The sequence below is a fragment of the Mesorhizobium sp. M4A.F.Ca.ET.050.02.1.1 genome, assembly GCF_003997725.1.
Classification (GTDB): Bacteria; Pseudomonadota; Alphaproteobacteria; order Rhizobiales; family Rhizobiaceae; genus Mesorhizobium.
Genome location: NZ_RZSG01000403.1, coordinates 1 through 5,406, shown reverse-complemented (window position 1 = coordinate 5,406; position 5,406 = coordinate 1). Strand labels below are relative to the sequence as shown.

Sequence of the window (5,406 nt, the reverse complement as noted above, 5' to 3'; positions counted from 1 at the left end):
GCGCGGAGACCACCGTACCGCCGTTGCCCTCGACCAAAATCCTCAGCTTCTCAGCCGCCAAAACGGGGTCGAGCGCAATCCTGGCGCCGCCCTTGGCCAGCGCGACAACGGCCGCCTCGAACTCGCCTGGCTCGTGCGGATCGGCAAGCTGGGTGAGATAGGCGGCAACCATGCGCGGGAATTTGCGCTGGTCCATGAAGAGCTGGTGCTTGCCGTCGGCGGCAAGGATCGCGAAACCAAGCGCCAGCGGCGTGTGCGGCACGTCGCCGCCGCGGATGTTGAAGACCCAGGCTATCGACGACGGGTCGGTGAGCACGGCATGCGTCGCGCCGTCCTTGTCGATCGCCGCCCCCAGCCGCGCCAGCTTGTCCTTGGCCAGTTCGCCGGCGAAGCCGATCGGATGAACTTCGACGGGCGCTACAGGCGGCTCGGGCTGATCCTTCCAGATGATGTCGATCGGGTTCTTGTCGAGCGGCACCAGCGTCGCGCCGGACTGCTCGGCCGAGGCCCTCAGCGCCTTGACCTCGCTCAGCGTGTGCAGCCATGGGTCGAAGCCCAAGCGTGCACCCTTGCCGAGATTGTCCTTGATCCAGGCGGCAGGCGGGTTGTCGATGAGGCTCTCGATGGCGAAGATGTCGAGATCGACTTCGCTGCGCACCTGCAGCGTGTAGCGCCCGTCGACGAAGACGAAGGCGCGGTCGCTAAGGACGATGGCGACACCGGCCGAGCCGCTGAAGCCGGTCAGCCATTTCAGCCGCGCCGAGCGGTCGGCGACATACTCGCCCTGGTGCTCGTCCGCGCGGGGAACAATGAAACCATCGAGCTTGTTCTCAGCCAACCATTGCCGCAGCAGCGCCACGCGCGGCTTGCCGACAGACGGATCGCCCGCCGAATCGAAGGTCTGGAACATGATGGGCCTCCTCTGTTCGGCGCGACCGTAGCGCATGGCCCCGAAAACCGGAATCGATTTCCGGAAGGTCGGATTGGTCCAATTTCAGCGCTTGAGATGGATCGTCACCCAGCCCTCGCGGTGCAGGGTGCGAACGTGGCGGAAGCTCTGGCCGACATAGGCCGAGACCACGGCGTCTCGCTGGCGATCGAGAATGCCGGACAGCACGAGCGAGCCGCCGAGCCTGATGTGCTTCGCCATTTCCGGCGCCAGCCGCATCAGCGGCCGCGCCAATATGTTGGCGACGATCAGATCGAACGGCGCGTGCCTGCTGAAGATCGGGTGGTGGAAGCCCGGCGCGGTCACGGTTTCGACCAGCGCCTTGACGTGGTTGAGGCGGGCATTGGCGGCGGCGACCTTGACCGCGACCGGGTCGATGTCGGTCGCCAGCACCGGGATATGCGCCAGCCTCGCCAGCGCGATCGCCAGCACGGCGCTGCCGGTGCCGAGGTCGAGGGCGTTGCGCGGCCGCTCGCGCCGCACGACCTTCGCCAGCATTTCAAGGCAGCCGGCGGTTGTGCCGTGATGGCCGGTGCCGAAGGCAAGCCCAGCCTCGATCTCGATGGCGAGATCGCCGCTGTGGCGCTTGTCGCGGTCATGCGCGCCATGGACGAAAAAGCGGCCGGCGCGCACCGGCTTCAAGCCCTCCAGCGAGCGCGCTACCCAGTCGATTTCGGGCAGCGTTTCGCGTTCGATCGGCTTCGTCAGCGCCAGGCTGGCAAGAATGTCCTTCACCCGCGCCTCGACCGCATCCACGTCGCCATCGGCATAGAGCGAGACTTCGTGGATGTCGCGATCCTCGTCGACCTCCAACACGGCAAGCGGCAGGCCCTCATCCTCGAAGGCCGCATCGAGCGCGGCGAAGATGCGATCGGCCTCGATCTTGCCGGCGGTGAAATGGAGCCGCGTCTGCGCCATCGGATCGTGTCAGCCTTCGTTCGCCAGGCGCTTCAGCTTGGCAACGGCGGCGTCGGCGCTTTCGCCATAGGCGATGGTGCCGGAGAACTCGCCCTTGCCATTGAGCAAGAGCACAGAGGCGGTGTGGTCCATCGTGTAGTCGCCGTCGCCGGTGTCGACCTTCTTCCAGTATATGCCGAAGGCCTTGGCCATGGCATGGACCTTGTCGGGGTCGCCGCTGATGCCGACGATGCGGTCGGAGAAATTGCCGACATAGGCTTTCACAACCTCGGGCGTGTCGCGCTCGGGGTCGACGGTGACAAAATAGGCATTGAGGTTCTTGCCCTCGTCGCCCAACGTCTTCAGCCAGCCGGTCATCTCGAAGAGCGTGGTCGGGCAAACCTCAGGGCAGTGCGTGAAGCCGAAGAAGACGACGCTCGGATGACCCCTGAATGCGGCCTCGGTGATCGGGGCGCCCTTCTGGTCGACCAGCGCGAAAGCCCCGCCGTAGGGCTCACCGCCATAGTGGCCGCGGTACCAGTCGAAGGTGAGCCAGCCGATGCCTGCCGCCATCAGGACGAGAATGCCGACCAGGATTGAGCGCATCATCAGGAAATGTCCGTCGTGATTTCATTGGGCGCCCAATCAGGCGCCTTGTCCGAGCAAGTCTTAGCGGGTAGAGGCGGCCGAGGCAAAGATGCCGCGTTGCCGCAACCGGATCGATGCGGCAGTGGCCCTTGGCGGTATATTACCAATCCTTAATTTGACCGGTTTTTCTCCCAATCTATCTTCGCGGTAGACATTTCAGCGATGGACCGACATGCAGGCAGCCTCCTATTCGAAGACCCAGATCTGGCTGCATTGGGGCATCGCCGTGCTGATCCTGGTTCAGTTCCTAGCCCATGACGGCATGGAGCATGTCTGGCGTGCCTTTCGCCGCGGGCAGGAGGCCGCCGCCGGAGATCTGCCGCTGGCCTACATGCATGTCGTGCTCGGCCTTGCGGTGCTCGTTCTCGCGACGTGGCGGCTTTGGCTGAGGGCGACGCGCGGTGTGCCACCGGTCTCGGGCATGGAGCATCCGGCGCTGCGGCTGCTGGCCAAGGCGGCGCATCTGCTGATCTATGCGCTCATCTTCATCGTGCCGCTTTCGGGCGCTGCCGCCTGGTTCCTGCAGGTGCCGGGGGCAGGGCTGGTGCATGTGGTGGGCAAGAACATCCTGCTCTATGTCGTGCTGCTGCATATCGCCGGCGCGCTGGTCCAGCACTTTGTCCTCAGGAGCGACGTGCTGCGGCAGATGTTGAGGTTCCGCCAGGCCTAGCTTGTAAACAAGCCACCTCAGTCCCACCTGAGACCGGCAACTCGAACCGAGGAGGCTTCCTTGCGAAAACTGATCGGCGGCGCGCTTGCCGCATGCCTCGTTCTTGGCGCTGGCGCCGCGGCGGCCGAGGAGGTCGGCAAGGTCGGCGTCGACTGGGTCGGCAACGACATCATGGTCGAGGCAATCAAGGATCCGAAAGTCGAGGGCGTCACCTGCCACGTCGCCTATTTCGATCGCAGCGTCATCGATCGCCTGCACAAGGGCAACTGGTTCGAGGATCCGTCCGATTCATCGATCTCCTGCCGCCAGACCGGACCGATCACCATCGGTGACATCGACATGGGCGAAAGCGGCGAGGAGGTGTTCAAGCAGGGCATCAGCCTGATCTGGAAGAAGCAGGTGGTGAACCGCATCTACGACAAGAAGAACGAGACGCTGATCTATCTCTCGCATTCACGCCAGGTGCAGAACGGGTCGGCGAAGATGTCGGTCACGACGATCCCGCTCTACGGCCAGAACGTGGTCTGGACCAAGGGCAAGCCGCAATAAGCGGGGCAGGCTCTCTGGAGCTGTTTGTCGGCGCGACAATTGCTTCCGCTTTGCGGCAGCAATTGCGCGGGACAATTGCTCCCGCCTTGCGGGACCAATCGCGCGGGGGTAAAGCCGCCGCATGGACCGTGCCGAAAACCTCGTCCTGAAAGACCCTGAGCCGCGCATCCATCCGACTGCGGAACTGAAGGCCTGCAAGCTCGGCCGCTACGCCTCGATCGGCGAGCGGGTGATCCTGCGCGAGGTGACGGTCGGCGATTTTTCCTATTTCGAACGCCACGCCGAAGCGATCTACACGACGATCGGCAAATTCTGCTCGATCGCCGCCAACAGCCGCATCAATGCGCTGGAGCATCCGATCGAGCGGTTGACGCAGCACAAGGTCAGCTACCGGCCGAACGAGTATTTCCGCTGGCTGGGCGTCGACGCGGCCTTCCGGGAGCGACGGCAGGCAAGGTCCGTCAGCATCGGCCACGACGTATGGATCGGCCATGGCGCGGTGATCATGCCAGGTGTCGCCATCGGCAATGGCGCGGTCGTCGGCGCCAACGCGCTGGTCACGCATGACGTGCCGGCCTATACGATCGTCGCCGGCGTGCCGGCCAGGCCGCTGCGTCCGCGCTTCGCCGCCGACATCGCGGCGCGGATCGAACAGCTTGGCTGGTGGGACTGGCCGCCGGAGAAACTGGCGGGGGCTGTTCCCGACATGCAGCAAATGCCGATCGAGTCATTCCTCGACCGCTGGGAAAACGACGCAGCCTAATTTCCGCGGAATAAACCCCTTCCGCCAAGCGGGGGTGGCGCAGCGGAAGGGGTCGGAGGTAAACCGCCGTGAAGCGGAAGGAACAGGCTTTTCCTGCCTGCTCCGGCACTATGGCAATAAACCCATAAGGTGTTTTTTCCTGCGCCTGCGCTTTCCGCGTGTGCCGGATTGCACGGTCCCGATCGGTTCAGGGGAACCGGGAGCGTGCGTTGGCTGTTTCTTCCGGAGTTCGCGCGACAGTCGAGAGATTCCGATGATCGAGAGACTTTTCACCAGGATTGCCAATTGGGTGGCTCATGTGGCCGGTATGCCGCCGACCTTCGCCGCCTGCGTGCTGATCGTGGTCGTCTGGGCGCTGAGCGGGCCGTTCTTCGGCTTTTCCGACACCTGGCAGCTCGTCATCAACACCGGCACCACCATCGCCACCTTCCTAATGGTGTTCCTCATTCAGAACACCCAGAACCGCGACGGCGCGGCGATCCAAGCCAAACTTGACGAACTGATCCGGGTGGGCCGCGCCCACAATCACTTCATTGGCATCGAGCATCTGACTGAATCGGAGGTCGAGGAGATCCGCGCGAAGTGCGAGCGAGCGGCGAAACGGCATGACCGCAAGATCGCCGAACTGGCTGCCAAGAAGGCCGTGGCGGGCAAGAACGGTGCAAGGAAGAAGGCTGCCGCCTGAGCGGGTCCGCCAAAGCGGTTCATCATTTCAATGAAACGCTGAACCGTTCTGTCTCTTGTTTCTGACGCAATTCCGTACGGAAAACTTTCTGGAATTGCTCTAGCGGCTCATGAAGGCCGCGAAAGCGTCCTTGTGGTCCGGATGCCAGCGCGACAGGGCCGGCCGGTTCTCGATGATATCGCCGATCGCCCAGGCCATGCGCTTTTCGTCCATCGGCCGCGCCACCTCATTGTCGGGGCAAAGGA

Annotated in this window: 7 protein-coding genes and 1 pseudogene; 4 read left to right on the top strand and 4 right to left on the bottom strand. The window is 63.8% G+C overall.

Annotated features, from left to right (window positions below; genetic code table 11):
• From EOA33_RS22825 to EOA33_RS22815, 3 genes are all read right to left on the bottom strand, one after another.
• Positions 1-910: aminopeptidase P family N-terminal domain-containing protein (locus tag EOA33_RS22825; RefSeq protein WP_190234343.1), on the bottom strand; the 910-nt coding region annotated here is incomplete at its 3' end.
• An 84-nt stretch (positions 911-994) separates the two neighbouring features.
• On the bottom strand, positions 995-1,867 hold the full coding sequence (locus EOA33_RS22820; RefSeq protein ID WP_126053912.1) for a 50S ribosomal protein L11 methyltransferase: 873 nt from the start codon (positions 1,865-1,867) through the stop codon (positions 995-997).
• A 9-nt stretch (positions 1,868-1,876) separates the two neighbouring features.
• On the bottom strand, positions 1,877-2,455 hold the full coding sequence (locus EOA33_RS22815) for an SCO family protein (protein ID WP_126053913.1): 579 nt from the start codon (positions 2,453-2,455) through the stop codon (positions 1,877-1,879).
• 211 nt (positions 2,456-2,666) lie between these two features.
• On the opposite strand from EOA33_RS22815, the gene EOA33_RS22810 reads away from it, so the two are divergent.
• The 4 genes from EOA33_RS22810 (at position 2,667) to EOA33_RS22795 (ending at position 5,161) form a co-directional block, all read left to right on the top strand.
• The gene (locus EOA33_RS22810) at positions 2,667-3,164 is read left to right on the top strand and encodes a cytochrome b/b6 domain-containing protein (protein WP_127406651.1); all 498 of its coding nucleotides are present in this window, start codon (positions 2,667-2,669) and stop codon (positions 3,162-3,164) included.
• Between the two features lie 60 nt (positions 3,165-3,224).
• A complete protein-coding gene (locus EOA33_RS22805) occupies positions 3,225-3,713 on the top strand; it encodes a CreA family protein (RefSeq protein ID WP_127406650.1) in 489 nt (162 codons plus the stop codon).
• A gap of 121 nt (positions 3,714-3,834) precedes the next feature.
• Complete coding sequence (locus EOA33_RS22800) at positions 3,835-4,476, top strand: DapH/DapD/GlmU-related protein (protein ID WP_127406649.1); 642 nt, start codon at positions 3,835-3,837, stop codon at positions 4,474-4,476.
• Between the two features lie 253 nt (positions 4,477-4,729).
• Positions 4,730-5,161, top strand: coding sequence for a low affinity iron permease family protein (locus EOA33_RS22795; RefSeq protein ID WP_189347475.1), 432 nt, complete (start codon positions 4,730-4,732; stop codon positions 5,159-5,161).
• Between the two features lie 99 nt (positions 5,162-5,260).
• Here the strand turns inward: EOA33_RS22795 and EOA33_RS40730 are convergent.
• Positions 5,261-5,406 (bottom strand): annotated as a pseudogene (locus EOA33_RS40730) (short-chain dehydrogenase); the annotation flags it as partial.

Bases quoted from the DNA above. Each gene is read 5' to 3' on its own strand.
- EOA33_RS22815 (WP_126053913.1), bottom strand. From the start codon at position 2,455: ATGATGCGCTCAATCCTGGTCGGCATTCTCGTCCTGATGGCGGCAGGC.
- EOA33_RS22800 (WP_127406649.1), top strand. From the start codon at position 3,835: ATGGACCGTGCCGAAAACCTCGTCCTGAAAGACCCTGAGCCGCGCATC.
- EOA33_RS22810 (WP_127406651.1), top strand. From the start codon at position 2,667: ATGCAGGCAGCCTCCTATTCGAAGACCCAGATCTGGCTGCATTGGGGC.
- EOA33_RS22795 (WP_189347475.1), top strand. From the start codon at position 4,730: ATGATCGAGAGACTTTTCACCAGGATTGCCAATTGGGTGGCTCATGTG.
- EOA33_RS22820 (WP_126053912.1), bottom strand. From the start codon at position 1,867: ATGGCGCAGACGCGGCTCCATTTCACCGCCGGCAAGATCGAGGCCGAT.